The 24280-nt window shown below is 51.2% G+C and carries 27 protein-coding genes and 1 tRNA gene; 5 read left to right on the forward strand and 23 right to left on the reverse strand.

Annotation, left to right across the window (positions count from 1 at the left end; translation table 11 throughout):
- Nucleotides 1-94: 94 nt before the first annotated feature.
- The 4 genes from MRJ96_03700 to MRJ96_03715 all read right to left on the reverse strand — a co-directional run bounded on the left by MRJ96_03700 (nucleotide 95) and on the right by MRJ96_03715 (nucleotide 4745).
- Nucleotides 95-1300, reverse strand: coding sequence for a type II secretion system F family protein (locus MRJ96_03700; protein MDR4500543.1), 1206 nt, complete (start codon nucleotides 1298-1300; stop codon nucleotides 95-97).
- The gene (gene tadA / locus MRJ96_03705) at nucleotides 1293-2969 is read right to left on the reverse strand and encodes a Flp pilus assembly complex ATPase component TadA (GenBank protein ID MDR4500544.1); all 1677 of its coding nucleotides are present in this window, start codon (nucleotides 2967-2969) and stop codon (nucleotides 1293-1295) included. The genes MRJ96_03700 and tadA overlap by 8 nt, the downstream gene beginning before the upstream one ends.
- Before the next feature lie 164 nt (nucleotides 2970-3133).
- A complete protein-coding gene (locus MRJ96_03710) occupies nucleotides 3134-3799 on the reverse strand; it encodes a type II secretion system GspH family protein (GenBank protein MDR4500545.1) in 666 nt (221 codons plus the stop codon).
- 280 nt (nucleotides 3800-4079) lie between these two features.
- Complete coding sequence (locus tag MRJ96_03715; protein ID MDR4500546.1) at nucleotides 4080-4745, reverse strand: type II secretion system GspH family protein; 666 nt, start codon at nucleotides 4743-4745, stop codon at nucleotides 4080-4082.
- 517 nt (nucleotides 4746-5262) lie between these two features.
- Here MRJ96_03715 and MRJ96_03720 point away from each other — a divergent pair.
- Entirely contained in the window at nucleotides 5263-5907 is a 645-nt protein-coding gene (locus MRJ96_03720) for a VPLPA-CTERM sorting domain-containing protein (protein MDR4500547.1), read from the forward strand.
- 130 nt (nucleotides 5908-6037) lie between these two features.
- Here MRJ96_03720 and MRJ96_03725 read toward each other — a convergent pair whose 3' ends face one another.
- The 5 genes from MRJ96_03725 to MRJ96_03745 form a co-directional block, all read right to left on the reverse strand.
- Nucleotides 6038-6841, reverse strand: a complete 804-nt coding sequence (locus MRJ96_03725; GenBank protein MDR4500548.1) for a tetratricopeptide repeat protein — start codon at nucleotides 6839-6841, stop codon at nucleotides 6038-6040.
- Nucleotides 6842-7183: 342 nt separating this feature from the next.
- On the reverse strand, nucleotides 7184-7510 hold the full coding sequence (locus MRJ96_03730; GenBank protein ID MDR4500549.1) for a glutaredoxin: 327 nt from the start codon (nucleotides 7508-7510) through the stop codon (nucleotides 7184-7186).
- Nucleotides 7511-7523: 13 nt separating this feature from the next.
- Nucleotides 7524-7721 carry a BolA family transcriptional regulator gene (locus tag MRJ96_03735; GenBank protein ID MDR4500550.1) on the reverse strand — a complete coding sequence of 66 codons (198 nt, stop codon included), beginning with the start codon at nucleotides 7719-7721 and terminating at the stop codon, nucleotides 7524-7526.
- Between the two features lie 137 nt (nucleotides 7722-7858).
- A complete protein-coding gene (locus MRJ96_03740; protein MDR4500551.1) occupies nucleotides 7859-8404 on the reverse strand; it encodes a hypothetical protein in 546 nt (181 codons plus the stop codon).
- Nucleotides 8346-8603 carry a hypothetical protein gene (locus MRJ96_03745; GenBank protein MDR4500552.1) on the reverse strand — a complete coding sequence of 86 codons (258 nt, stop codon included), beginning with the start codon at nucleotides 8601-8603 and terminating at the stop codon, nucleotides 8346-8348. Before MRJ96_03745 ends, MRJ96_03740 begins: the two co-directional genes overlap by 59 nt.
- Nucleotides 8604-8710: 107 nt before the next feature.
- Between MRJ96_03745 and MRJ96_03750 the strand changes: the two genes are divergently transcribed.
- The 3 genes from MRJ96_03750 (at nucleotide 8711) to MRJ96_03760 (ending at nucleotide 10646) form a co-directional block, all read left to right on the forward strand.
- Complete coding sequence (locus MRJ96_03750; protein MDR4500553.1) at nucleotides 8711-8911, forward strand: hypothetical protein; 201 nt, start codon at nucleotides 8711-8713, stop codon at nucleotides 8909-8911.
- Nucleotides 8912-8961: 50 nt separating this feature from the next.
- Nucleotides 8962-9369 carry a GNAT family N-acetyltransferase gene (locus MRJ96_03755; GenBank protein ID MDR4500554.1) on the forward strand — a complete coding sequence of 136 codons (408 nt, stop codon included), beginning with the start codon at nucleotides 8962-8964 and terminating at the stop codon, nucleotides 9367-9369.
- Between the two features lie 74 nt (nucleotides 9370-9443).
- A complete protein-coding gene (locus MRJ96_03760) occupies nucleotides 9444-10646 on the forward strand; it encodes an anhydro-N-acetylmuramic acid kinase (protein ID MDR4500555.1) in 1203 nt (400 codons plus the stop codon).
- Here the strand turns inward: MRJ96_03760 and MRJ96_03765 are convergent.
- Complete coding sequence (locus MRJ96_03765; protein MDR4500556.1) at nucleotides 10607-11215, reverse strand: hypothetical protein; 609 nt, start codon at nucleotides 11213-11215, stop codon at nucleotides 10607-10609. The two genes, MRJ96_03760 and MRJ96_03765, sit on opposite strands and share 40 nt — an antisense overlap.
- A 34-nt stretch (nucleotides 11216-11249) precedes the next feature.
- Between MRJ96_03765 and xth the strand changes: the two genes are divergently transcribed.
- On the forward strand, nucleotides 11250-12110 hold the full coding sequence (gene xth, locus MRJ96_03770) for an exodeoxyribonuclease III (GenBank protein ID MDR4500557.1): 861 nt from the start codon (nucleotides 11250-11252) through the stop codon (nucleotides 12108-12110).
- A 57-nt stretch (nucleotides 12111-12167) separates the two neighbouring features.
- Here xth and MRJ96_03775 read toward each other — a convergent pair whose 3' ends face one another.
- From MRJ96_03775 to MRJ96_03835, 13 genes are all read right to left on the reverse strand, one after another.
- A complete protein-coding gene (locus MRJ96_03775; protein MDR4500558.1) occupies nucleotides 12168-12770 on the reverse strand; it encodes an arginine decarboxylase, pyruvoyl-dependent in 603 nt (200 codons plus the stop codon).
- A gap of 261 nt (nucleotides 12771-13031) precedes the next feature.
- Nucleotides 13032-14492 carry an aldehyde dehydrogenase family protein gene (locus tag MRJ96_03780; protein MDR4500559.1) on the reverse strand — a complete coding sequence of 487 codons (1461 nt, stop codon included), beginning with the start codon at nucleotides 14490-14492 and terminating at the stop codon, nucleotides 13032-13034.
- Complete coding sequence (locus MRJ96_03785) at nucleotides 14489-14791, reverse strand: hypothetical protein (protein ID MDR4500560.1); 303 nt, start codon at nucleotides 14789-14791, stop codon at nucleotides 14489-14491. The genes MRJ96_03780 and MRJ96_03785 overlap by 4 nt, the downstream gene beginning before the upstream one ends.
- 108 nt (nucleotides 14792-14899) lie before the next feature.
- Entirely contained in the window at nucleotides 14900-15637 is a 738-nt protein-coding gene (locus MRJ96_03790; protein ID MDR4500561.1) for a DsbA family protein, read from the reverse strand.
- Nucleotides 15638-15738: 101 nt separating this feature from the next.
- Nucleotides 15739-16845 carry a deoxyhypusine synthase family protein gene (locus MRJ96_03795; protein ID MDR4500562.1) on the reverse strand — a complete coding sequence of 369 codons (1107 nt, stop codon included), beginning with the start codon at nucleotides 16843-16845 and terminating at the stop codon, nucleotides 15739-15741.
- A gap of 83 nt (nucleotides 16846-16928) precedes the next feature.
- Nucleotides 16929-17006 (reverse strand) — tRNA-Glu (locus MRJ96_03800).
- A 170-nt stretch (nucleotides 17007-17176) separates the two neighbouring features.
- On the reverse strand, nucleotides 17177-17578 hold the full coding sequence (locus tag MRJ96_03805; protein ID MDR4500563.1) for a hypothetical protein: 402 nt from the start codon (nucleotides 17576-17578) through the stop codon (nucleotides 17177-17179).
- A gap of 327 nt (nucleotides 17579-17905) precedes the next feature.
- Entirely contained in the window at nucleotides 17906-19441 is a 1536-nt protein-coding gene (locus tag MRJ96_03810; GenBank protein ID MDR4500564.1) for a DegQ family serine endoprotease, read from the reverse strand.
- 507 nt (nucleotides 19442-19948) lie between these two features.
- The gene (rpiA, locus tag MRJ96_03815) at nucleotides 19949-20641 is read right to left on the reverse strand and encodes a ribose-5-phosphate isomerase RpiA (protein ID MDR4500565.1); all 693 of its coding nucleotides are present in this window, start codon (nucleotides 20639-20641) and stop codon (nucleotides 19949-19951) included.
- Nucleotides 20642-20707: 66 nt separating this feature from the next.
- Complete coding sequence (gene glk, locus MRJ96_03820) at nucleotides 20708-21784, reverse strand: glucokinase (GenBank protein MDR4500566.1); 1077 nt, start codon at nucleotides 21782-21784, stop codon at nucleotides 20708-20710.
- A gap of 195 nt (nucleotides 21785-21979) precedes the next feature.
- The gene (locus tag MRJ96_03825; GenBank protein MDR4500567.1) at nucleotides 21980-22558 is read right to left on the reverse strand and encodes an MEKHLA domain-containing protein; all 579 of its coding nucleotides are present in this window, start codon (nucleotides 22556-22558) and stop codon (nucleotides 21980-21982) included.
- A gap of 3 nt (nucleotides 22559-22561) precedes the next feature.
- On the reverse strand, nucleotides 22562-23077 hold the full coding sequence (locus tag MRJ96_03830) for a shikimate kinase (protein ID MDR4500568.1): 516 nt from the start codon (nucleotides 23075-23077) through the stop codon (nucleotides 22562-22564).
- On the reverse strand, nucleotides 23074-23931 hold the full coding sequence (locus MRJ96_03835; GenBank protein ID MDR4500569.1) for a shikimate dehydrogenase: 858 nt from the start codon (nucleotides 23929-23931) through the stop codon (nucleotides 23074-23076). The genes MRJ96_03830 and MRJ96_03835 overlap by 4 nt, the downstream gene beginning before the upstream one ends.
- Nucleotides 23932-24280 lie beyond the last annotated feature (349 nt).

A 24280-nucleotide genomic window follows, 5' to 3' on the forward strand; every position in this document is an offset into this window, starting at 1 on the left:
AGGCCTTCGCTTTTCCATAGGCGAAGGCCTTGTTTCGTGAAGTGCTAAAGAACGTTTTTCATCCTAACTTTCCTGTGACAGATCACGCGCTCCCTCAGCGCATGCCTCCCATCAGGCTCATCATGGGAAGGAAGATGGACACAGCGACGATACCCACCGTTCCGATCAACCCAACCGTGATCATCGGTTCCATGATGCCAAAGATCTTTTTGACCCGCCGTGGAATTTCTTCGTTGTAATAATGCGCCACATGCAGCATGGTTTGATCCAGGCGACCAGCCGCCTCACCGACTGAAACCATTTGAATCAAGATTGAAGGAAAGACCGGATGGAGCCGGAGCGCATTGCTGATGGTCGCGCCTTCCGATACATCCTGCTCCACTTTCTTGAGGGCCTTGGCGATGACGAGATTGCCGACCAACCGCTGACACAAGCTCAGCCCCTGCAGCACAGGAATGCCGGCTTTGTACAGCACTCCAAAGTTATGCGTGAACCGTGAAAGCGCGACCATACTCTTGAGCGGGCCGAAAACCGGTATCTTCAGCATCCAGGTGTCCCACAACAAGGCAAAACCCGGGACCCGGGACTTGCTCGCTATTATGCCCACAGGTATGCCGATTAGCAGAATTGCCCATACCCACCAGGTATTTTCCATAAACTTGCTAAACGCCAGGACCACGACCGTGACGAAGGGAAGCGGAACATTCAGACTTTCAAGGATCGGCGTGAAGCGGGGAATGACAAAGGTAAACATCAGAATAAAGAGTGCGAGGACAGCCGTCAGGATCGTGGTGGGATAGATGACGGCCTGACGGACTTCTCCTTTCATCCGTTCTACCCATTCCAGGTATCGCTGCAACTCCACAAACGTCTCAGGCAATGTCCCACTTTCTTCACCAGCCTGCACGAGGTTCACGACGAGTTGAGGAAAGACGCGGGGATACTGACTCATGGCTGTATGCAGAGGAACGCCTGTCTCAACCGTACGCCACACTCTATCTAAAACGAGGCCAAACTGCGGGGTTGATGCTTCCTGAGCTAGATTGATCAACGAGGTGAGGACCGGCACACCGGCTTGCGACAGACTCGACATGTGTGTGACAAATTCGAGTATGACCTGCGGTTTCACTTTGACAGTGCCATGTGACCCTGTCGCCACTTCGCGAGTTTCTTTGGCCTCTATGAGGAGTTTTCCACCCTCCTTCAATCGTCCTCGAAGATCATCGACATTCTCGGCCGCCAGGACCCCTTTCTGAGTGCCGCCTTGCTGGTCAACGGCCCGGTATTTATAGTTAGCCATCGACCACCCTCAACACTTCTTCAACTGTCGTCAGTCCTTGAAACGCCTTGGCCAGCCCATCTTCCTTCATCGTAATCATGCCTTCTTTACGGGCAATTCCTCGAATCGCTGGTAAATCCGGTCCTTGTACGATCGGCAGATGTACCTGTTCGTTCATGAGAAAGACTTCATAAATACCCTGGCGTCCGCGAAAGCCGGTATTCCCGCATGCGCGGCACCCTTTTCCTTGCCACAGCCTCGGGGGCTCTCCCTCTGGCGGTTGAATCTTCAGTGCCTTCAAGACTTGCTCCACATCAGTCCGCTCTTCTTTACATCCGTGACAAATGAGCCGAAGAAGCCGCTGCGCGACAACTCCAGAAAGCGCCGATGCCAACAGATAGGGTTCAACTCCCATATCGATCAAACGAGGGATCGCCCCCACCGCATCGTTCGTATGTAACGTCGAAAAAACAAGGTGACCGGTCATGGCCGCGCGCATGGCCAAATCCGCCGTTTCGAGATCACGAATCTCTCCAACCATGATCACGTCGGGATCTTGCCGCAATAAGGCGCGAAGACCCGCGGCGAACGTCATGCCGATGCCTGGATTCACCTGAGTTTGCCTGACCATGGGCATTTGGTATTCCACGGGATCTTCTAGCGTAAACACGCCCTTCTCCTGCGCATTCACCTCTCGTAAACTGGTGTAGAGCGTGGTCGTTTTTCCACTCCCCGTCGGACCGGTGACCAGCAATATCCCGTATGGACGCTGCACGACGGATCGCACTCGCTGCTGATTATGCGCGGTAAACCCTAGCGAAGAGAATTCCAGGTTCACGGCGGATTTATCGAGAATTCGCATAACCACGCTTTCACCGAAATTCGTCGGTAAGGTCGACACACGCAAGTCGACCCGACGGGTGCCGGAAGTAAATGGAATTCGTCCATCCTGAGGCAACCGTTTTTCAGTCACATTTAACGTCGCCATGAGTTTCAATCGCGCGATAATCGAGGCTTGCAGAATTTTGGGAATGAGAATTTCTCGTCCGAGCAACCCATCGACTCGGATACGAATCCGCAAATACTGCTCATCTGGTTCGACGTGGATATCTGTGGCTCGAATCTGGATCGCAAAGGTGATGATCTGGTTACAGAGCCGAATCATCGGCGCTTCGGTCCCTGATTGTTCCCCCAACGCGCCCAATCCTTGCTTGGCCAATTGGTCAACCAGATTCGTAATGGTCTCGCTCTGGGCATACAGGCGTTCGATCGCATCGGAGATCGTTTGCGACGGGGCGGCGACCACTTCGACGTTCAATCCCGTGATACGCTCAATGGTATCGACCGCCATGACGTTGTACGTATCAGCGAATGCGACTTTTAGCAGATTGCCTTTTCTCTCGATCGGCAGGAGACGGAACTGCGCAGACAACTCATGGGGGACGAGTGCAAGCACATCGGGAGGAATGAAACAATCGGAGAGATCGAGAACCGTTGCTTGTGACTCGGTCGCCAGATAGGTCGTCAGAACTTCATCCGTGATGAACCCAAGACTGACGAGGGTTTCACCAAGAAATTTTCCGTTCCGCTTCGATTCTTTAAGGGCCAGATCGAGTTGGTCTTCTGCGAGCAGACCGTCAGCGACGAGTCGGTCACCAAGACGCTTGGGCTTGGTCGGTGCATGTTCCATGACGGATAAATTCATGTATCGGTACCCATCGGAAAAGACAGCAAAGAAGAAACGCGAAGGAAGCTCAGAGGATCGAGTAGAAGGTGTCGGCTATAAAATATTCAAGTATGATTAGTCTCGTCTCACGCCTCCTTTTCCCATTGCTCCACCAGGGGGCAAAGCCCTTACCCATGATTGAGGTAAATCATCATTTGGTCAGTAGCCGAATCATATTTCACCCGGCCGCGCAAGACTCGTTGGGCCGTCGTGGTGCCCATACCCGGATCAATAATCGCGTCGACTTTGTCGAAATCGGAATCGCTGATTCCCGTAAAATAGACATAGACCACATTGGCCCCACTCGGGATATCGCTGTTCCCATCATTATTCAGGTCCCACGCGATATTGGAGGCTGTTGTCGCTGTCCCGTAACTCACGGGTGCCGTGGCGGGCATGTATACGCCTGTTCCAAGCCCTGGAGGCACAGCCGTGACAAATTTGGCTAAATACGGGCCTTTGAACCTGGACCAGCCATTCGCGCCGGTGTTCAACGCATCGGATGAATCCAACGTCAAACGTGCCGGAAGCGAGACTGCCGTGGCGCTATCGCCGGTTGCCTCCGCGGTCGGGACTCCCGTGGCATCGAGAGGCAGCAACGAACTGATGTCGGAGTAGTAATCCACCACGGCCGTTTCATACGTCCGGATAGCTGCAACCAAGGCATTAGCCTTTGATTCCGCCATAATCTCAAACACCTTTGGCAACAGTAATGCGACCAGAATAGCGATGACGGCCAATACGCCGATCATTTCGATTAAGGTAAATCCTTGTTCGCGTCGTTCCTTATTCATAGAGAATTCCCTTCTTGTTCTCGACCAGAGGCTTAGACATACGTACGCACCGTTTCCCGCTTATAGTCATTATCCTGATAGCATTCTTCCCTTTTTCTTTCTTTGTTTCTCATCGGACATCTGATTCTCAGGCTTTAGGGAATTTCTGCCTACAACGTGAAAATTGTCTCAGGTCTTTTCATTCGGTGCCTATTTTCCTATTCGATGAATCTGCAAAGCCTGTCTTACACGAGAAACGAAGGCCAAACGATGACATACGTTTTACTCGGCATTCTCGGTGTTATTGATGAGCTAAATAGAGATTCAACGTCATGTCGGTTGAATCGTACTTGGCCCGCCCTCTGAGGCGTCTTTCTGTCGCGGTTGCCCCGATGTCCGGCTCGATGATCTTATCAACTCGCAGGAATTGCTCGGGCGTCAAGCCGACCACTCGAAGCATCACCACCGTGGCATTCGTGGGAATATCGTTTTTTCCATCGTCACCCTTGAGGTCCCAGGCATGATTACTCCCTGTCACGCTCACCCCCAGGGAGAGCGACCGAATGGTGGGCATATACATCGTTTCCCCCAATTCCGGCGGATACCGGGTATCGAATTTTTCGAGATACGGCCCTTGAAATCTGCTCCAAAGATTGACCGTCCCAGCCTGCGGCCCACTAGCTGCGAGCGTGAGCCGGGCAGGAAGGGACTTGGGATTCGCACTATTCCCCGCCGGCTCCAGCCGCGGAATCCCCAGACCGTCTAAAGGCAATACGGTTCCTATGTCGGCATAATATCGACTGATCGCATGTTGATAGACTTTGGTCGACGCCACGAGCGACTCGGCCTTGGAGTCGGCGATGAGATCATAGACATGCGGGACGGTGATGGCGGCCAATACGGCTCCTATCGAGACCGCGCCGATGGTCTCAAGCAAACTCAAACCACTTTGGGCTCGAAGATCCATCGCTTCTCGTCTTTTTAAATTTTCCATTGATCTAATCAGCTTTTCTCACCTCGTATTTTCGGTTCTTTTCCAGATGATCTAGAGTTGTAGTTTAGAATTCAGACCGGTGAACTAACATTTAACGATTATCTAAGCAGAGACTAGCGTGTTACATACGTATAAATATTTACATCTAGTCTATTCACGTACACCAGACATCGATGACCTCGCTCTCAGTAAAAATTAGTATTTTGTACGTATATTGCTTTTTAGTGATTTGTGCATTACCATCCACAATCCCAAAAGTTTCTGTAGGCAGTTATTATTAACCGCAGTTATTTATATTCTCTTCGGCCTTTGCTATACCCCTCATACACTAAAGGCCAAGAGTGCAGAAGGAGGTTGTGAGATGAGGATTAACTCAAAGGTAGCAATACCTGTTTTACTAGGTTCATTTTTAGCCTTAACAGTTAGCACGAGTTGGGCAGCGCTATTTGATCTCTCGTCTGCCCCTTCATCAGCCACTATCAATGGAGCAATGTTCGAAACGTCTGATACCAATACGGGAGCCGGTTCAGGGCACATTCAATCGTTCCTTCGAACACAAAAAAACGGCTCTGAAGCAGGGTTTAACACAGATGCTAGACCTTTTAACCTAGATCAAGTTACCGGAAACTTCACTCGTTCCCTCATGCTTAGCGATCTGGCCGTTGTTGATGTGGGCGGCACAGACTATTTTGAATTACGGTTGGACATTAATGAGCCGGGTGGCGCTCAGTCCTTGATCACACTGCAGGAGTTAGAATTATGGGTTCACACCACTCCTGATGATAACGATTATAGCGACGGATTGGGCACAAAAGTTTATGACCTAGGAGGAAACACAGTCCTCATGGACAACGGGGTCGGAGGAAGTGCCGGTAGTGGTGACTTTGATTACGATGTCTTATTCCCTACCGCAATCTTGAGCGGTTTTAGCCCTGACAACTTTCTCTATCTCTACAATGTCTTCGGTGATACAGACATGATGAGCGAACCTTCGCAAGCCGGGTTTGAGGAGTGGGCCGCCGTAACGAACGGCCCCACACCTGTTCCTGTTCCATCAGCCGTCTGGCTATTTGGTACCGGACTCATCGGACTCATCGGCATCACCCGACGAAAAAACTTCCTTCAGAATAAGTAACATAATTCTCTAGAGGATTATAAAATAAAGAGCCCCAGCCGTTAGAAAGCTGGGGCTTTTTTGTTTTTATGATTTATCGAAACTCTAGTCGAAGATTTGAATGGATGGTAATCGTCTTCCAAAAATTACGTCACTGATGAGTTTTCAGCCCTGTTAGCGCAATTTTCGCGAATGGATCGCCTTGCTTGGAAGCGCGAGCGTACAATCGCTTGGCTTTTTCGATATTCCGATGGGCTGGCTCTCCATCAGCATAGAGAGACCCCAGGTGAACTAAGGCCGACGGATTATCCGGTTGCAGCTCAAGAGCCTGCTCGTAAGCCTCAATAGCTTCCGTGACCTTGTTTTGCATTCTGAGCGCACTTCCGAGTCCTACATACGCTTCGACAAACGTGGGGTTCTGACGAATCGCCTGCCGATAAGACGCGATCGCTCCTTGGGAGTTTCCCCCAACCAGCAATGACCATCCTAATTCAGTATGCCACCGCTCATCATGATCTTGATTCAAGGATTCTCCCGGTTCCGGTACGTGGACTGGAGTTTCGGGGAGCTGCGCATTGAGAGGCAACGGAGGCGCCACGAGCGCGAGGGGAGTGACGTGGGTCAGCGGTTGCTGGATTCGCTTGGCTGTTTGAAAGATCGTAGCATCCCGCAGGCTATCGTGAATGGCGACGCCCGTAAACTGCCCATGCCGTGCAGACTGCTGGTCCATCTGGAGTGACGAGTGCATCACGTCAGCTTTCGGGCTTGCTGAACATCCCAGGACCAGTGAAAAACCGATAATGATAGACACGCAGACCGTTGGTCTTTGCTGTTTGTTGTCACCATGCATGATATGCCCCCCCCGCTGAATTCCGAGACGCATTGCTCGTCCCCCTAGCCATTCGCGTCTCGTACAAGAACTGGTTTTCGGCGTATCGTAGAGTTGACGAGTCACGAAAACGCCTCTTGATGGATTTCCTACCCTATCGGGCTCTGCACCAATTGCTTGACGCAAAGGGAAAAAGCAAGAATGATCAGCGTGAAGAAAGTAACACAAGCGGTATGAAAAGGGGGGTTGGGTGCAGTATATGAAAAGAATATCGGGGAACAAGATTCAACGGCTACAATTTCAGAGCATCGCTCGACTCTTTTTACGAACAAACAGCACAATCAGCTATGGGGTCAGAAAGCACGAAGCCCGCCAAAAAGCGGCGGGCTTGAGCAAGAGCCATCCTCAATGGAAATGGCTTAATGGAAAGGCCTTGATGGAAAGACTTAAAGTCAGGTGTGGGAACGTTTATTCACTCTTAAACGCTTCGTCCAACAGGGGTTGAAGCTCTCCCTTTTGTTCCATTGGTCCCAGCACATCCGTATCGCCATAGAACGTTCCGTTGATAAACACTTTTGGCAAGGTTGGCCAATTGGTCATTTTATTCAGAAACTCCCGCTTTTCCGGGTTGGTCAAGACGTTAATGAGTTCGTACGGATGGCCAAATTTATTGAAGAATTCCATCGTCTCGACGGTAAACCCGCATTGTGGCGCGGTCTTCGTGCCCTTACCATAGATCAGTATCTTATGTTCTTTGATTTCACGCTGCACTTCTTCTTCGATAGGGTTAGACATTTTTCTTCTCTCCTTATGTTTCGTCTGGGGTTTTTGCCTGGAGTTCCACCGCATGGATACGGCCATCTTTCATGGGCTCGTCGAGGGCTTGATAGATCATACGATGACGATCTAAAAGATTTTTCCCTTCAAACATACCTGACACGACTTCCACGTTAAAATGATCCATCGTGCCCGTTCGATCGACGACAGCGACCTTAGCGTCGCTCATGGATCGTTGTATGTATATGGTAAGGTCTTCTTTACTGATCATGATTCATCACGCTCCAATGTATGATTTCCGTGCCTGATCTCTTGCTCCTCAATATAGCCAACCTTCTCATCGTTGTGCAATTCTTCTTCCTCATGTCATCTTTCCCGTTTCGATCCATTTGCAGGGTGGGATAGGGCTCCAGTGATAAAGGGTCCCAGGTTGGCGAGCACATTCATGGGAATCTCATGTCCTCCCCGGAACTCATGCCAGTCGACTGAAAGACCTTCGTGTCTCAGCATATCGCAAAGCTGTTTCGCCACATCGGGCGAGAGGATTGGATCATCCGTTCCATGGCTCTGAAAAACCGGAATCCCTTTCCGGCGACACGCCAATGGCGCCCATTCATCTCGAGCGATCAGGGAGCCTGACATCATGACTAAACCGGCAAATGGATCATCTGTTCGCAACACGACGTCACAGGCCAGCATGGCCCCTTGGGAGAATCCACCGAGGAGCAATTCGCTCGAATCCACTCGGAAATCTTCTCTGATCACTCCCAACAGTTCAACAACCGCCTCACGCGCCCTGTCCAAACCAGCCGGCACTTCTTTCGTCAACTGCTCCCAGTTACCCTGTGCGCGTTCACGGGCCAGACGCTCCATATCCAACATCCACCAGGCCCTTGATTCGCCAAACCCCATCATGAGCGACAACGGCGCGGCCGGGAACACAAACCTGGTATCTTCTGGAACGTCTAGCACTCGCCAAAGCGGCGACAAGATCATCTCCTGGCGCCCCAAATCCATGGAGTAACACGACTACCGGGCCTGTGCCGCCTCCTTCGCGATCATTCCCGCCGGCGATGCGAACCTGTAACCCAGCGATCGTGCGTTCTTTCATACCGATGCCCCGAAATCGAAAATCATGAAACCTTCACCTTAATAATGCAGTGCCTGACGATACAGAAAATGCTATAGACGAGAGGCGAACAAGGAGCGACGAGTTCAATGCCCCATTTTGGGGGACCCGGCATTGGCACCTTGAGTGATCAATGGTATCCTGAGGGTTTGCTTGCAGTGCGTGCAATTGATTTTCATCGTGTTAGGATCAGGATAGACGATGTCCTGTTCTTTGATCCAGAACAACAGGCTGCATTTGGGACACTTTCTCACGAGCATCGGCATAAGGCATTCTCCATCGATCACTAGTTTTTTAGTAGCCGTTTAGTGTAATACAGAGCAGCCTGTAATCTCCAGCCATGGTCACATTTTCCGAATCGAAAGATTTTCCTCCTGAGCTCCTGATCGTCTTATTTAATCAGACCCAGTGGTCGCAAGGACGAACCGTTCACGATACCTTGACCATGCTCGCTCAGAGCGACCTCGTGATATCTGCCTGGGACAGCAACCGCTTGATTGGATTTGGCCGCGTTCTGACGGATTATGTGTTTCGGGCCTCGATCTGGGACGTCATTGTCGACCGGCAGTATCAAGGGCGGGATATTGGCACACAGGTGATGCGCCGCATCCTCGATCACCCATCCTTAAAAAACGTGGAACTGTTCTGGCTCTGCACTCGTGACAAACAAGCCTTCTATGCGACCCTGGGCTTCTCGGATCGGGAACAGACGGGCATGGTGTGGGACCGCAAGAAACATGGTTCATGAACGCCTGTCTTTATTCGTGCGCCTCGACATTCTATGAATCTTTCCGGCACTCGTTCAGTCATAGGATCCCCACGATGATTGTCGTCGGCCTCATGTCCGGTACATCGGCGGATGGAATCGACGTGGCCATCGTCAAGATTCGAAATACAACCCATCGCCTATCCATTAAACTTATCTCCTTTGAATCCGTTCCGTACTCGCGATCTCTCCGCAAACGATTGTTACAGGCCGCGGAACATGCGCATGTCGCTGAAATTTGTCACTTGCATGCTTTGATGGGAGAGATGTTCGCCAAAGCAACGCTCAACGCTCTGACCCACGCCAATCTCTCCGCACACAGGGTACAACTCATCGGATCTCATGGTCAGACGATTCATCACCTTCCCCAGCCCAGACGAGAACCGGGCGTCGGACCGATCAGATCGACGCTTCAAATTGGCGACCCTTCGATCATCGCCGAACGAACAGGGATTGCCACCATCGCCGATTTTCGCGCTCGCGATATGGCAGCTGGCGGAGAAGGCGCGCCATTCGCCCCGTATGCTCACCATTTGCTCTTTGGCCATCACTCACGATCACGGTTGGTCGTGAACTTGGGAGGCATCGCCAATGTGACGGTGCTGCCGGCCCGTGCAAAGCTGACGCAGGTTCGCGCCTTTGATACCGGTCCATGCAACATGCTGCTTGACGCGATCGTTTCCGAATTGTCCAGCGGTCGCCGGTCCATGGACCGTGGTGGGCGACTCGCGAAAAACGGACGGGTGGATGAGACGATTCTTCGATTCCTGCTCTCACACCGTTACCTTCGAAAGAAACCCCCGAAATCTACAGGGAGGGAAGAGTTCGGGCATGACTATGTTCGTCAAATCCTGACAAAGACCCGACAACGTCATCTCTCACTAGCCGATATTCTGGCCACATGTTGCCGTTTTCTCGCACGATCTATTCATGATTCTGGCCGCTGGATCAAAGAGGATATTCACGAAGTCATCATTGGAGGAGGTGGAATCTACAATGCCTCTCTGGTTGAAGAATTGAAAAAGGCTTTCACTCCCGTTCCGGTTCGGACCATGGACGACTGTGGCACGCATAGCAAAGCGTTCGAGGCCATGGCGTTCGCGATTCTCGCCTACCAGAGTTATCATGGGGTCTGCGCCAATATTCCGTCCGTCACCGGCGCGCGACATCCCGTCGTGCTAGGCACGATGGCTCCTGGGAGAACCAATGTGACGCGAACTCAGGCCAGAATCACGGGAAGCATGGCGCGAAACGCTTGATGACCCGCATGCGCCATCACGCCGGATTGGACGATGGGATCGCTTAGCGGGACGAAACGAGCGAGCTTTACGAATGATCGATTCGCCAAGACTGCCGCCGTTTGCGACTTGCGATCCTGCGTGAGTTCCATCGTGTAACCGGCTCCATGTTTCCACTCCCATAACGAAGCGCTCAAACACAGACAAATCGAGTGACCGGCAATCTCAGAAAAATGGTTTATGAGATTTTCTTTGTATTGACGTACATGAGGGCCTTCGAGGATCAAGGCAAACACGACGTGATGCCCCCACCAAAAAAGCGAGCGAAAGGCAAATTTTTCAGTCCTCGTATAGTGCCGGGGAAAGTCCAGATATTGATAGGGGAAGTCTTCAAGATGTTCGCCCTTCACGAATTGGACGGCCTCCGGATTAAAGCGTTGAGGCACGATCAAATCTCGTCCTTCCATCTCGGATTGAATGTTCCCATGCAGTTCCTCAAGGATGTGACGAACCTTGACAGTGATTTGCGCTTTGGTTCGAAAGAAGTCCCTGTCGGCAAAACAGTCAATTTCTTCTTGGGAAAATGTCAATATTTGACTCCTTGAAGGCTTATCGGAAATACTCGTGCTTGAACGCTCGTCAATGGTCTCTCGTGTCGGAGACGGGCATTACTCGTTCTTTCTCGATCGATGTGTTTCTATCCTCATGAAAATCGCCACGTTTAACGTCAATTCCATCCGCAAACGCCTTCCTATCGTGTTGCAATGGCTGAAGAAAAACAAGCCTGACGTGCTTTGCTTGCAGGAAACGAAGGTTCAGGATACAGAGTTTCCAGCAGAAGCCTTCTCAGAAACCGGATATCACCTGACGTTTCGAGGCATGAAATCCTACAACGGGGTCGCCATCTTGAGTCAAAGTCCACCTGATGTCGTATCGTCGGGGTTTGAGGATCAGGACGAACATCAAGACGATCCAATGCGTCTCATGCGAGTGGTCATCCAAGGAATTTCCATCCTGAATACGTATATCCCTCAGGGATTTTCGATCGACTCTCCAAAGTATCAGTACAAGTTGAATTGGTTCAAACGGCTGACGCGCTACTTTCAACGCCATTTATCTCCTCAAAAACCTGCTATCTGGTGCGGTGATATGAATGTCGCGCCAGAGCCGATCGATGTACACAGCCCGGAGAAACATCTCAAGCACGTCTGCTTTCATGAAGATGTTCGGCATGCCTATCACCAGACGGTTGCCTGGGGATTCGTGGATGTCTTTCGGGCCCGGTATCCCAAACGACAGCAATTCACATTTTGGGATTATCGACAACCAAGCGCGCTCGACGCGAATCGAGGGTGGAGAATCGATCATATTCTGGCGACGCCCACCCTGGCCCGGGCATGCAGGAAAGTCGCCGTTGATCTTGGACCTCGACGGGCAGAACAGCCGTCGGACCACACAGTGTTATGGGCAGATTTTGATAGTTGAGAGGGCTGAAATGGAGAGCATGCTCACGACGAAACCAACTCATCTATGGACACGGTATTATCTGGTTGATTTCTTTTTCCTCGTCGTCTTTGCCTTGTCAATCAGATGGACGTTTTCCAGGGGAATAAACACCGCGCAGGCAACGACGGTCGTCCAGAGGTTCGGCTTGCCGATGGCCGATTGGGTAATATTTTGAGTCCGTACGATTTTTCCGCCCATCTTGAAAACCTGTTCTCGTTCTTTCCAGGCGACATCCGGGTCGAAATCAATGCCGAGCGTCGTCGCCAGCATCTGAGCAGCTAAATCTTCAGTGTACTCCCCAGCCTCTTCGTCCGTTTCGCCATAGGCATGATGCTCTGATAAATATCCGTAATGAGACCTTCGCCCGGTGGGAATCGCCAATCCTATCGAGGATGAAATCAAGCGATTTCGCTCATTGGTCTCTGATCGAGCCATTACGCAAAAGGTGATTTCTCCTGGGTTTAAGAGTTTCTCTCCTCGCTTCCGAGGAATGATTTTACAATCTGGCGGAAAGATCGAAGAAACGCTCACCAAGTTGCACGAAGCTATTCCCGCGCTGCGTAAGGCTTCCTCAAAAGAAGTCAGCTTTTCCCGATGAACGCCGACCCCACGAGTCAAAAACATATGTGTTGGTACCATGGCTCCTCCTCTTTTCTCGTGACTCTACCCCTTGTCCTTGCCGATTTTCTTGAACAATGTTCAACCGCACAACCCCCTAGCTCTTCCGATAACCACCAGATTATTGAATTGTGAGTGGATTAAGAAAAGAATGGATGATGAAGGATCGTTGGATTATTGCTCAACACGAAGCCTTTTTACCAAGAGTCGCGGGTCAGGTGCAAGAATGAACTGGCCGGAAACTTGTGACGTTTTACGTGGGAAACCAATTCATCTGTCCTTTTACTGCTCTCTCTCAAGCCGATCGGGCACGTTCACGATGAGTAATTTTGGCTCTGTGAGTTCCTGAATCGCATACTTGACACCTTCTCGTCCCAGCCCCGAATCCTTCACTCCCCCATACGGCATGTGATCGGCTCTAAACGTAGGAATCTCATTGATCAACACCGCTCCGACGTCAAGGTGCTCATACGCTCGATGCATGTTCTGAATATTCTGGGTAAAAATTCCCGCTTGAAGGCCGTACGACGAATGATTGAGAAGTGCCAAGGCATCGTCAAAGTCTTGATAAGGCGTCACGGTAATGACTGGGCCAAATACCTCTTCACACGAGACTTTCATTTTGGCATCGACATCGGTCAACACGGTGGGATGCATGACTGAACCATCACGCGTTCCGCCTGTTCGAACCCTGGCTCCCTGTTTCTCTGCCTCCTGCACCCATGCTTCTACTCGCCGGGCAGCCCTTTCATCGATAAGCGGGCCTACCACCGTTTCAGTTTTCCCGGGATCCCCGACCTCTACCTGACGGACTCGTTCAACCAACTTCCCGACCACCCCTTCATAGATCGTCTCCTGAACATACATTCGTTGAACGGAAATACAGGTTTGCCCGGAATATCCCATTCCCCCAACCACACACCGCTGAACCGCGGTCTCTATATCAGCATCTGGCTCAATGATCACACCCGCATTGCCTCCGAGCTCCAACAACACCCGTTTCCTTCCGGCTTTGGCCTTGAGCATCCATCCCACCGCCACACTTCCCGTGAAACTCACGGCGCGAAAACGATCATCCAGAACAAGCGTTTCCGCCATCTGATTGTCACAGGGTATGACATCCATGGAACCTGGCGGGAGATCCGTCTCACGTATGACTTCCCCAAGCAGGAGAGCCGTGAGCGGAGTTTGCGGGGCGGGCTTTATCACGATAGGGTTGCCTGCCGCCAAACACGGAGCTACTTTATGCGCGACCAGATTAAGCGGGAAGTTAAACGGCGTGATACCCAGCACCGGGCCGATGGGAAACCGTTGGAGCACGGCCGAAAAGGCTTCCATCCCCGGCATACGATCCATCGGAATAGTCTCGCCCGAAATTCTCGTCGACTCCTCGCTTGCGATTAAAAAGGTCTGTATCGCACGATCAACTTCTCGCCCTGAATCCGTGATGGGCTTTCCGGCTTCTGCGCAGATGGTTTTGGCAAATTCCTCTCGACGCCGCTGAAGGGTATCCGCAATCTGCCGTAGAGCTCTGGCCCTCGCGTACGCGGGCACTTTTTTCAAGGCCGAGAAGGCATCTGTCGTGGACTGGAGAACGCTGGAAATTTCAGGCTGCCCGGCCACACACACATGGGCAAAAACCTGTTGGGTATAAGGATTGAGAACCGGTTGTACGTGTGGAGTATGAACCCATTCTGATCCGATCAGAAAAGGCTTGGGAGTTTCTAAGGACTGAGTCGTCATGTCGATTCAGCGGAGTGAGGCGCGTCATTCGAAGACGATGAATCTACCGGAGGCGTTGATGGCTGGGATTGCGGCTGGGCTCCTAGGGATTGAGCTTTGGCCAGCAGTTCAGGGGTGGCCCAATCTTGCAAGGACTCAAGGGTAAAGGCCTCGAACATTGAGACAGCTCCACAACCTGGACACCCTTCAACGGGAAGCTTGGCTCGAAACACTTCGCCGAGACAATCCATGCACACGAAGAGATCCGGTTCACCTGGAGAACATTCCATTGACCAAAAAGTAGAAGAGTCGGACATCATCCCCATGATTCCTTTACGAGTTAAAACGGTGAGAGCACCACGCCGTACGATGCGGAGAGAAGGACTTGGCCCTATGTTGATTCTCCGGTACCTGTTTCCAACACGAAATTAGGAGTCGATACCTTGACCTTGAGGAACCGGAATCGCCGACGTCGATGGATGCTCCAAGGTTTGGTCAGCAGGCACAGCTTTGAGAACTTTTTCAATCTCTTTCTGAAAGACATCGTAGGGAAATGCTCCGGGAATCATGACCATCTCTCCATCCTCCGGCAAGGAGGTGATGAAAATGACGAAGCCTGGCGTTCCCCGGACTCCCAGAGTCCCACCTTCGATCCGATCCTGATAAATTTCCTTGACATACTTCTCGCTCAACAGACATTCGGAAAACTTCATGTCGTCAAGGCCCAGTTTTTTCGCATAACCACGAAGTTGTTCCACTGAAAACTGTTGATCGCTATTGAACAGAAGGTCATGCATGGGCCAGTACGAACCCTGTTCTCCTGCGCAACGAGCCGCCATGGAGGCACGAAGCCCTGGTCCTCCCGGAGAACGAGGGAAATCCCGGTACACAAAGCGTACCTTTCCTGTATCGACATATTCGGAGAGCAACCGTGGGAAGGTATCATGAAAGAACTTCTCACAAAATCCGCACGTAAAGTCTGAATATTCCAACACGGTGACAGGTGCGTTCGGATTCCCTCGCACAAAATCGGAATCTCGCACTAAAAAGTCTGTCGAAGGCTCAGCTGATACGAGAGAGACGACAGAAAGAACCAACACACAAAGGGTGACAACAAAAACACGCTTGCCTCCCCAACGCTCGTTGATCGTCTGTTGAATAGGCATGAACATCCGCTTTCGTAGAATGTTAACGGTTTCGCTTACGGCAAGTGAACGCATCTTGAATGCGTATTGTGTCATCCTTCGCGAGTCATTGTCGAGACTGACTAGGTTGCGGACTGCCTGGACATTCGACGTTCAAGAAGCCCCATCATCAGCAGGGGCCAGACAACCGTCGCGTCGCTCAATACTTCTGAAAACTGCCCACCTTCCTGTTGAGGAACAAATTTGCCCCAAGACATCCCTTCCTGGTAGGTACACCCGCTCAATCCTCCCCAATAATCGGGTTCAGGGCATATCCGCACGCCATAGTGAAATCGAGGCGGCTTCAAATTTGTCCCGAGACGGAGGTTTAAAATTTCAATATACGGCGGCGTTTGCTGAGCCCAATTTCTGGGCACGCCTCCTCCGATCGTGAAAATACCCAATCGCTTCGCGGCGAGTAACTGTTCCGCATAACTGTTGAGGTCCAGGAATGGATTAAACGACGGGCGATGTTGACGAAGTTTTTCCCAATTATCCGTGTCAGACTCCTTCTCCGAAGGCAGGGCATATCCCTTTCGGTAATGTTCCCCCATGGCCCAAATCGAGACGTCCAGTCCGAGTTCAGAATCCGTGAACGCGGGAATATACACAGGCACATTTTTCTGGTACGCGCTCTTGAGAATCGCCGCTCCTTCATACTTTTCATCTAGCGTCCGCCCTAACTCTCGGTTGAGCAGTTCAGACGACAAGGGTTGATCCGGCGAGAGCCTTTTTAAGGTTTCACCGACGACTTCTTCCACATGATTCAGGTTCAACTCCATTTCTAACGTGTCATAGACCCGGTTGTATCCTTTCTCGAATAGCTCAGGGTCACTCATCGTCGGCTGGTACTTATAGTGCGTGGCTCCGACGGCCTCACTCATACCATGAGCCATCAGAGCCCCGGTCGATACGATGGCATGAACCATTTCATGATCGATCATGGCACTGATGATTTTGCCCATTTTGGCGATCGTCATGGCTCCGGACAGGGTCATCACCACCTTGCAGTCCGGGTCCTCGATCATGTTGGTTAAGATGTCGAAGGCTTCCCCCAGACGTCGTCCACCAAAGGCCGTTTTTCGCATAGCGATCAGCAAATCAGAAAATGAGTGGATCGCGCCTGGATCGAGCGACTCGAGCGCTTCTAATCCATCTTCTTTTCCATCATGAAAATGTCGAGTGCTCATACAGGTCCAATCGTTCGAATTTTATCATTCATCATGAATAGCGGTTGAGTCTAGCAGTGAGAGGGAAGTGATTCTGATGAAGGTGGTGGTCCCAACGGGATTTGAACCCGTGTCTACACCTTGAGAGGGTGCCGTCCTAGACCAAACTAGACGATGGGACCAGCTTCCTCAACGTCTGCCCATTACTTTCAAATATCAGGTCTTTCGTTGAACATTTCAGAGGAGATCGACTCTACCATAGGGGGAATCATGGCGCAATGACATCGCAATCCATGAAACGCCACTCCCTCTATAAAGTAGTACGTCTCAGTATTTGCGGCAACCCTCTTTTTTAAATATCCGAGGATTGGATGTTTCGACTGCTTCCCCGTATCGTGAAAACCCCTCGCATGAACGGATGAATACCGCAGTGATAGGCATACTCGCCTGGCGGAAGGTCCGGAACGACAAAATTGCCTCCCGGCTCAATCATTCGTGAATTAAAAGAACAGCGAACTCTTCCCAGGCAATCATCCGCACGAATCGTATGAACTTCATGGGTGCGATTTTCCCACTGGATGATCGCACCCGCGACCATTGAGACCGGCGAGGGAGAAAAAAATGGAGGACGCGGGTCAATCTGGATTGAAACGGTTGGCGAGAGCGCGAAGACCGTTAGCGAGAATGTCAAGATGAGGAGCCCTACGGTCACGAACGAGAGACTTTTGATTGGTCGTGTTTTCTTCTGTAACATGTTTCCCAAAATGGGTCCGTTGAAAAAAGCCGCTAGCTTCGTTCTCGGCCTCTCGCCGCTTGAACCCCATGTGGTGAACGAGCAGGATTTCAGTGCGAGGATCATTATACAACAGTTGTAAGCATGGTCCCGATTCGCGAGAGTGCCGTGCTCACGTAATGCTAGTACGCTCCGCGCGTCAAAATGCCTGCGGCCTTGCTAAACGGACCTTTTTGAACGGGGCCCCTGAAGCTTCAGGCTCACAACGTCTTTCTTGCGAAATATGACCTTTGATTACTTCATGATTCAACACTTCCTACATTGAAAATTTCTGAGGCGTGACCGCGGCTACGGTTTGATCGTCAGAAAAATGGTGCGTTTTCCTCGCTTCAATAGGACGAGCACCGCTGACTCTTCATCCAATTGTCCGGCAATAGCCGTAAAATCTTCGATATTCCGTAAGGATTTTCGGTTGACTTCCAGGAGAATATCGCCATTGCGAAGACCTGCCTGACCTGCTGAGGAATCTGGGGCCACACGAGTGATCAAGACTCCACGTCCATCATCGGCTTTTTGAGGAGGAAGCGGTTCCACCGTGATGCCTGACAGCACATGGTTACCCGTCGATTCGACATCAGGCTGGCTCGATAATTCCGCGACATCTTTTGGCATTTCTCCTATATCGACTTGCAAGTCAAGACTGTTTCCATCCCGCCACACGGACATAGTGACTTCTGAATTCGGAGGAGTCTCGGCCACCAACGCCCGTAACTGCGTGGGATCTCTGACGGGTTTGCCGTTAAAGTTTCGAATGATATCCCCTCGCTGGACCCCAGCGCGTCCTGCTGGACTGTCTGAGAACACGTCGCCAACTAAAGCCCCCGCCGTATCAGGCACGTCGAATTGATTAGCCAAATCAGATGTCAGCTCTTGAATGGACACGCCAAGCCAGCCGCGAATGACTTTTCCATGACCGATCAAGCTTTCCATGACGTTTTTGACCATCCGGCTGGGAATGGCGAACCCTATTCCCATGTATCCGCCCGTTCTTGAAAAAATCGCGGTATTGATGCCAATGAGCTGGCCCGAAAGGTTTACCAGTGCGCCTCCGGAATTTCCTGGATTGATGGCTGCATCCGTTTGAATGAAGTTTTCATAATCCACGATCCCGACATTCGCCCGTCCCACGGCGCTGATGATACCCATCGTGACCGTTTGATTTAGTCCGAATGGGTTCCCCACCGCGAGCACCATTTCTCCTACCTGCAAGGCATTCGAATCTCCCCACGGCAAGGTTGGCAAATCGGTCGCGTCAACCTTAATCACCGCCAGATCCGTCTTGGGATCAGTCCCGATTAACTTGGCCGGAAATTTCCGTTTATCGCTAAATAAGACTGTCAATTCGTCTGCTTTCTCAACCACATGATTGTTGGTCACGATATAGCCATCAGGCCGGACAATCACCCCTGATCCCAATCCCTGCTCCTTCTTCCTTTTGGGCTGCTCAAACTGCCGTTCAAACTCCTCGCCAAAAAACCGGCGAAAAAACGGATCATCGAAGAACGGCGATCGCGGCGACTGCCCCGATTGAGCCACGTTACGGCTGGATGCAATATTCACGACAGACGCCATGGCTTCCTTGGAAACTTTAATGAATGTGTCGTTCGAAGGAAGGGAGACCGAGGCGACGTTCATGGGCTGGGGCTCGACATTGGATATCAGAGTCGAAGCGGTCGCCTCGGCTACGGGATCGGCATTGCCGGGCACCTCAGAACATTGCACGAAAGCACTGAATGTCCATAGGGCCAAGAGCCCCCATAAACCAAGTTTTGGCAAGTTCATAACATGTAGAACGGGACGAGACCGAGATAACAACCGCTGCATGCACGACTCCTTTCACCCAATCAACAGATTCACAGAGCGACCTTCCTTACGGGGCATGTTGAAAAAAGCCGCCAGCGGCGTTCTCGGCATTTTGTCGTGCTCACGTAGTACCAGTACGCTCCGCGCGTCAAAATACCTGTGGCCTTGCTGCTTGGCTCGCATTGCTCATGATCATTGCCAATGGCCCCTACCCTCGCATGATGAAGTGTTCAACATGACTGAAGCACGGAAGATGAGCCAAGACTTTTTTGAACCGCCCCGAAGCTGCTGAGGTACAACATCTTTCTGGCGGCATATGGCCGTTGATAACTTCCTTATTCAACACTCCCTTACGGCATATTCTACACAATCCACTCAATTATCATACCATTTCGGCCATTTGGGGTATATTATGGGAATGGTGAAAAAAGCCCCTATGTGGAAGCGTTTGAAAGGCGGGTCTCAACCGGACTGTGATGAATAAAGGGGAATCGCTGATTGCCAACCGAAATGATCCGCAAATGAACTCTACTCGGCAGGAGAGCGACGCACGCTAATCCCTTGCGGTGAAGCGACAACCAGGGCGGAAGTTAACCCCACAAACAGACCGTTCTCCACAACCCCGGGAATGGCATTCAATTGCTGCGTCAGCCCCCAAGGATTGGAAATAGTGCCCCCATGCAGATCCAGTATGTAATTCTGATTATCTGTCACAAAAAGTTTCCCATCGCGCTGACGAGGAGAAGCTTGATAGCCCAGATGTTCAATCTGCCTGACCGTGTTGGGCCATCCAAACGGGGTTACTTCCACCGGTAAGGGAAAAGAGGAACCCAAGACGGTGACGAGCTTGGCATGATCGACGATGACGACGAACTTTTTCGCCGTCGATGCGATAATTTTTTCGCGAAGTAACGCCCCTCCTCCTCCTTTTATCAGGTTGAAATGAGGGTCGACTTCGTCGGCCCCGTCAATCGCCACATCAATGTCCCATGCTTCATCATCTGACAGGATTGGAATGTGGAGTTCCGTCGCCAGCGCAGCGGTGGAGCGCGATGTCGGCACGCCTTGAATGCGCAACCCCTCTTTCACTCTCACGGCCAAGGCTTCCAGCAGGTACCGAACGGTCGTACCGGTCCCCAAGCCCACGATGTTTCCATCTTGAATAAATTCAAGGGATTTTTCGGCAGCGGCTCGTTTCAGGGTTGCCGTCTCAGTCGTCAATTCGAGTGACACTCCTTCGCGTTGAAATCTCTTCTTCTTGACCTTTCCGCTTGTACGTCTTCCCCGTCACGCCTTATTCGCCAATTGCGCGGCCAGGGACGCTGCACCAAGAAGCGCGGCCTGTGGATTAAGGATGACTTGAACAGGAATTTTCGACAATAATCGTTTGTATCGCCCCTTGGCCATGAAGGCTTTCATAAAGACGCCGTCTCGAAGGAAAGGAAGAATCTTAGGAGCAATGCCCCCACCCAAATAGACGCCACCATACGATAGCGTTTTGAGCGCCATATTCGAAGCCTCGGCTCCATAGATTGAAACAAAGAGCTTTAACGCATCCACGCAGATTTCCGGCTTCCCCGCTAACGCCGCCTCGGAGATCAAGGCAGAAGGATTGCCAGTCGGCAATTTCTCGGCAAACCACGTTGGCTCATTTTTTTGCGTGTCGCGAAGAAATTGATAAATCGTGTGTAGGCCGGGGCCTGATAGAACTCGTTCATAGCTGACATGGAGATAACTGGTTCGAAGATACCGAAGCAGCTCTATTTCCCGATCGCTATTCGGCCCAAAATCCGTATGACCTCCTTCCGATGGACACATATGATAACGGATCCCATCCCAGAACAATGTGACTTCCCCTAGCCCGCTTCCTGCAGCAAGCAATGAACGGGTCCCTGTTTCCATGCGGGGAATCGTAGGAGTCAGGGATTCGAGTTCATCCGGACGTAAAACCAACAATCCATGTCCCGTGGCTTCGAGATCGTTGACCAAACGAACGGTTTTTACCTGCAAATGCTCGGCTAACGTCTCACCCTTAAGAAGCCAAGGCAGGTTCGTGGTCTTACAGGCATTGTCAATCACAGGACCAGGCACGCCGAAGCAGGCGGTGGTGAGCGAGGCTCGTATCTCCGAACCTGAAAGGCGTGGAGAGGAAACAGGAGAGTCTTGGGAATTTGCTCCATCCTCTTCCAATTCCGGAGGAACAGCCATTTCATCTTGATCAAGAAATTCACTGAGAATGTCTTCGAGGGACTCATAATCCTGACTCCAAAATGAGTCCTCTCTGATCGGCTCAACCCGTTCATCTGTCCAGTCGAATAACGCCAGCAACGTTTTTGTTGCACCAATGTCTCCAGCAAGAATCATGACAACGCACTCATTAAATTTAGTCGTGAAAGAAACTCTGTTCTATCGATTTTCACTACACCCTTAGCAACCTATCAGGCTGGCAAGAACCATAACGAATCTATGGACAGGGTGCAAGGCGTGATGGAGAAAACCTGGCTTGCCATTCACCAGAAACCATCAGTTGACACGAAATACGAATCATGGAAACCATCATCAGTGTAAATATGACCACTTGGAAAACGTGGCGGCTTGTCCACACTGGAAGCCTCCCGCGTCCATGACGTTCCACACGATCGCGGCCTCCACGAGAAACCTCTTACCCGTTCTAGAAATACGGACACCTCGATAATCGTCAATATACCCTCGAGATCGAGCCCTACGTAGCATTTCGGCACGTTCAGTTTGGTTGACAGGTTCCGCCGTCAAACGAGACGGCGTCTGTCTGAACTGGTCCCAATCCATTTCCCATAGTAGTAAGGCCGCATGATTGCCATAGTTCAAAATCGGATTATCTTCGATTCCATGAGACACGACAATATCCAGACATTCAAAGACCCGCCGCGCCTGCTCGACCGTTGTTCCATGCCTTTCAATGAGATCAGCCCCCAGCCAATGTCGGTAGCTGTCTAAGAGCAACTGAGTCCAATGGACCACATGGGATTGTTGCCAAACTGACGCTTGTGAACATGGTTGTTCTGGTGGTGTCATGGGTAAAACGAAGACGGCCAAATCTGTCATTCTTAATAGTCTGGGACCAAATTCGCCGCCTCCGACCATAAAAAGTTTATTCAACGATCAACTGCACGAGTCTGAGAGAAGGGCAAAGATAGAGGCCGTTACCCGTTCCGGCGAGGCATGATCAGTTGCAATACTGTGGTCGGCGGCAGCCTGGTATTTTGGCGTGCGTTCTTTGAGAATTTCTTCAATTTCCTCAACGAAGGATTTAGTCCCAGACAACGACGGTCGTTGAGTATCCCCCCCGATTCGTGAAGCGATGGTAGGCACCTCAGCCGTCAACCAAAACACAGTTCCATTCGTCTTGAATGCCGTGACGTTTTGGCCCTTCAAAATCGCCCCGCCACCGGTGTCGATGACGAGACCATCTTGGCGACCTATTGTTTGACAGACCTCGGTTTCTAATCCTCGAAAATGATCCCATCCAAATCGTTCAACGATTTCCGGGATCGTCATTTTAGCCCTGGCGACAACTTCAGCATCGGTGGACATGACTCTCCGTCCCAGTCGTTGCCCCAAGAGTTTCGCCACCGTACTTTTCCCCGTGCCGCGGTACCCGATTAAGACAATATTCACCGAAAATGTTCCTCCAAAACCTTACGCATGACATCAACCGGAGCGGCTTGTCCCGTCCACTTCTCGAATTGACCGACGGCTTGATTCACGAACATTTCGACTCCTCGAATCGTACGGCAACCAGCCTCGCGTGCCTCTCTCAAGAGTCGGGTTTCCAAAGGGTTATACACAATATCCATAACGGTGAGATCGCGACGGAAGAAATCTTTCTTCACGCAACTTGCATTGACTGCTGGATGCATCCCGATAGGCGTACAGTGAACCAGGACCTGAGAAACCGCCATTGCGCTCTTGAGCGCTTCCTCTGTCAGATGAGCATCCGCCACAGTCAGAGATGTTCGTTCACGTATGTCTTGCGCCAACGCCCTTCTCTCGACATCGTCAATACCTAAAATCGTTAAATCCTTGACCTTGCCTTCGACTGCCAGGCCAAACGCAATGGCTCGGGCCGCTCCCCCGGACCCGAGCATCAACACCCTTTGCCCTTCGAGCGAAGTTCCATCCTGCTCAAGAGCCAGGAGCGCCCCCGTGGCATCCGTGTTGTACCCAACGAGTCGACCCTGGTCTTTGACGATGGTATTGACGGATCCAATGTGCCTGGCGGTCGGATCTATCTCATCCAAATAGGGCATGACGGCCACTTTATGAGGGATCGTAACGCTAAATCCTCGAAGATTGCCAAGAGCTCGAATGCCGCGAAGCGCCCCTTCCACGTCCTCCTTGAGCGGCAATGCAAGATAGACGTAATTCAGCCCAAGATGTTGAAAGGCTGCGTTATGAATAGCTGGAGACAGGGAATGATGGACTGGATTCCCCAGCACCCCGCACAGTTGTGTTTGCGTTGTGATCGTCATGCTCTCAACCACTCCTTACCGAATCCTGGATTTTCCGCCGATCAATGCGAATACGAATGTGGCTTGAGTTATCACATACTCATGAGGGAAAACTCAACTTATGGAGGTTCTACAGAGTTTGAGGAAAGTTACTTTGAAGAGGAATGGCAGGAACAAAGGAACAATGTTTCGAAGCGGGGCAAAAATACGCCGGGGAGGGTCTTGGCGCCACTCCCCGGCTAGGTTATGAAGAAATGACTCCTCGAATTATCGAGAGGTCTTTTTGCGGCTCGAAGATTTCTTCGAACGCACGGCGGCTTTCTTTACTGGCTTTTTCTTGACCACTTTGGCCATGAGCTCACCCCCTTTC

The organism is Nitrospirales bacterium, assembly GCA_031315865.1.
Lineage (GTDB): Bacteria > Nitrospirota > Nitrospiria > Nitrospirales > UBA8639 > JAGQKC01.

Coding starts and splice junctions, on each gene's coding strand:
- MRJ96_03700 (MDR4500543.1), bottom strand. CDS start 1,300: ATGGCTAACTATAAATACCGGGCCGTTGACCAGCAAGGCGGCACTCAG.
- tadA (MDR4500544.1), bottom strand. CDS start 2,969: ATGGAACATGCACCGACCAAGCCCAAGCGTCTTGGTGACCGACTCGTC.
- MRJ96_03710 (MDR4500545.1), bottom strand. CDS start 3,799: ATGAATAAGGAACGACGCGAACAAGGATTTACCTTAATCGAAATGATC.
- MRJ96_03715 (MDR4500546.1), bottom strand. CDS start 4,745: ATGGATCTTCGAGCCCAAAGTGGTTTGAGTTTGCTTGAGACCATCGGC.
- MRJ96_03720 (MDR4500547.1), top strand. CDS start 5,263: ATGTTCGAAACGTCTGATACCAATACGGGAGCCGGTTCAGGGCACATT.
- MRJ96_03730 (MDR4500549.1), bottom strand. CDS start 7,510: ATGTCTAACCCTATCGAAGAAGAAGTGCAGCGTGAAATCAAAGAACAT.
- MRJ96_03735 (MDR4500550.1), bottom strand. CDS start 7,721: ATGAGCGACGCTAAGGTCGCTGTCGTCGATCGAACGGGCACGATGGAT.
- MRJ96_03740 (MDR4500551.1), bottom strand. CDS start 8,404: ATGGGGTTTGGCGAATCAAGGGCCTGGTGGATGTTGGATATGGAGCGT.
- MRJ96_03745 (MDR4500552.1), bottom strand. CDS start 8,603: ATGAAAGAACGCACGATCGCTGGGTTACAGGTTCGCATCGCCGGCGGG.
- MRJ96_03750 (MDR4500553.1), top strand. CDS start 8,711: ATGCCCCATTTTGGGGGACCCGGCATTGGCACCTTGAGTGATCAATGG.
- MRJ96_03755 (MDR4500554.1), top strand. CDS start 8,962: ATGGTCACATTTTCCGAATCGAAAGATTTTCCTCCTGAGCTCCTGATC.
- MRJ96_03760 (MDR4500555.1), top strand. CDS start 9,444: ATGATTGTCGTCGGCCTCATGTCCGGTACATCGGCGGATGGAATCGAC.
- MRJ96_03775 (MDR4500558.1), bottom strand. CDS start 12,770: ATGGTACCAACACATATGTTTTTGACTCGTGGGGTCGGCGTTCATCGG.
- MRJ96_03780 (MDR4500559.1), bottom strand. CDS start 14,492: ATGACGACTCAGTCCTTAGAAACTCCCAAGCCTTTTCTGATCGGATCA.
- MRJ96_03785 (MDR4500560.1), bottom strand. CDS start 14,791: ATGATGTCCGACTCTTCTACTTTTTGGTCAATGGAATGTTCTCCAGGT.
- MRJ96_03790 (MDR4500561.1), bottom strand. CDS start 15,637: ATGCCTATTCAACAGACGATCAACGAGCGTTGGGGAGGCAAGCGTGTT.
- MRJ96_03795 (MDR4500562.1), bottom strand. CDS start 16,845: ATGAGCACTCGACATTTTCATGATGGAAAAGAAGATGGATTAGAAGCG.
- MRJ96_03805 (MDR4500563.1), bottom strand. CDS start 17,578: ATGTTACAGAAGAAAACACGACCAATCAAAAGTCTCTCGTTCGTGACC.
- MRJ96_03810 (MDR4500564.1), bottom strand. CDS start 19,441: ATGCAGCGGTTGTTATCTCGGTCTCGTCCCGTTCTACATGTTATGAAC.
- glk (MDR4500566.1), bottom strand. CDS start 21,784: ATGATTCTTGCTGGAGACATTGGTGCAACAAAAACGTTGCTGGCGTTA.
- MRJ96_03835 (MDR4500569.1), bottom strand. CDS start 23,931: ATGACGATCACAACGCAAACACAACTGTGCGGGGTGCTGGGGAATCCA.